Source organism: uncultured Amaricoccus sp. (genome assembly GCF_937858865.1).
Lineage (GTDB): Bacteria > Pseudomonadota > Alphaproteobacteria > Rhodobacterales > Rhodobacteraceae > Amaricoccus.
In genome coordinates, this window is record NZ_CALLYO010000150.1 from 1 (window position 1) to 1818 (window position 1818).

At 78.2% G+C, this 1818-nt stretch carries 2 protein-coding genes; both read left to right on the forward strand.

Annotated features, from left to right (window positions below):
* Positions 1–51 precede the first annotated feature (51 nt).
* The gene (locus Q0112_RS04265; protein WP_297971859.1) at positions 52–831 is read left to right on the forward strand and encodes an alpha/beta hydrolase; all 780 of its coding nucleotides are present in this window, start codon (positions 52–54) and stop codon (positions 829–831) included.
* Complete coding sequence (locus Q0112_RS04270; RefSeq protein ID WP_297971862.1) at positions 828–1694, forward strand: ROK family protein; 867 nt, start codon at positions 828–830, stop codon at positions 1692–1694. Before Q0112_RS04265 ends, Q0112_RS04270 begins: the two co-directional genes overlap by 4 nt.
* Positions 1695–1818 lie beyond the last annotated feature (124 nt).

Sequence of the window (1818 nt, forward strand, 5' to 3'; positions counted from 1 at the left end):
CGCCGCCGCCGAGGCGCCGGAGGTCGCGGCCTTCCTCCGCGACGCCATCGCGTGACCCGCTTCGCCCGCGACGGCATCGCCCTCGCCTACGAGGACGCAGGCACCGGCCCGCCCGCCCTCTTCCAGCACGGCCTCGGCGGCGACGCCCGCCAGTCCGCCGACGTCTTCCCGACCGACCGCCGCCGCATCACCCTCGAATGCCGCGGCCAGGGCGGCTCCGATACCGGCCCCGAAGCCGCCCTCTCCATCGCCACCTTCGCCGCCGACCTCGAGTCGCTGGCCCGCCACCTCGCCCTCGGCGCCCTCGCCGTCGGCGGCATCTCCATGGGCGCCGCCATCGCGCTCCGCCTCGCCGTCCGCCACCCCGGGCGCGTCGGCGCCCTCGTCCTCGCCCGCCCCGCCTGGGTCGCCGCGCCGGCGCCCGCCAACATGCGCCCCTACGCCGAGGCCGGCGCCCTCATCGCCACCCTGCCCCCGGCCGAAGCCCGCCGCCGCTTCGCGGCCTCCGCCACCGCCGCCACCCTCGCCCGCGAGGCGCCCGACAATCTCGCGAGCCTCCTCGGCTTCTTCGGCCGCCCGCCCGCCTTCGGCCGCCTCCTCCAGGCCATCGCCGCCGACGGCCCCGGCGTCACCGAGGCCGAGATCGCCCGCATCACTGTCCCGACCCTCGTCATCGGCCACGGCCGCGACCTCGCCCATCCGCTTGCCCACGCCGAGCGGCTCGCCGCCCTCATCCCCGGCGCCCGCCTCCGCACCATCACCCCCAAGGCCACCGACCGCGCCGTCTACGCCGCCGAGTTCCGCGCCGCCCTCGCGGACTTCCTGCCGTGAGCCCGCTCGCCGTCGCCGAGATCGGCGGCACGTCGGTCAAGATCGGCTTTGCCGCCCGCGGCGTGCCGCTCGCCCGCACCCGCACCTTCCCCACCGCCGAGATCCGCACCGCCGACCCGCCCGTCGCCCTCGCCGCCCTCCTCCGCGCCGCCGCCGCCGAGGCCGGCATCACCCCCGCCCGCGTCGTCACCACCGTCCCCGGCTTCCTCGCCGCCGACGGCGACACCGTGCTCCATACTGCCAACGTCCCCGAACTCGACGGCGTCCGCCTCGCCTCCCGCCTCGCCGCCGCCCTCGGCCTCCCGGTCACCCTCGAGCGCGACGTCGTCCTCCAGCTTCTCGGCGAGAGCGCCGCCGGCGCCGTCAGGGGCGCGCGCGAGGTCCTCGCCGTCTACTTCGGCACCGGCATCGGTGCCGCCTACCTCGGCGCCCAGGGCATCTTCCGCGGCGGCGGTTGGGCGCTCGAGCTCGGTCACCTCCCCCTCGCCGCCGGCAACCCGCCCGAGCGCCTCGAGGACCGCGCCTCCGGCGCCGCCCTTGCCGCCCGCGCCGCCGCTCGCGCCCGCCCCGTCGCCGAGCTCTTCCGGAGCCCCGACCCCGCGCTCGCCGCCGCCCTCGACGCCGTCCTCTGGCAGCAGGCGCTCGCCGTCGCCGCCGCCGCGACGCTCTTCTCGCCCCGCATCATCCTCCTCGGCGGCGGCATCCCGCAGATGGCCGGCTTCCCGCGCGACACCCTGACGCAGCGCATCGCCCGGAGCCTTCCCGCCCCCTACCGCCCGCACCCGCCCGAGCTCCGCTGGGCGCGGCTCGGCTGGAAGGCGGCGATCCACGGCGCCCTCCTGCTCACGGAGGGCAAGGCCTGATGCCCTGCCTCATCGGCCTCGACTTCGGCTCGGAATCCGCCCGCGGCCTCCTCCTCGACGCCGCGACCGGCACCCAGCTCGCCCACGCCGTCCACCCCTACGCCCACGGCATCCTGACCGCCGC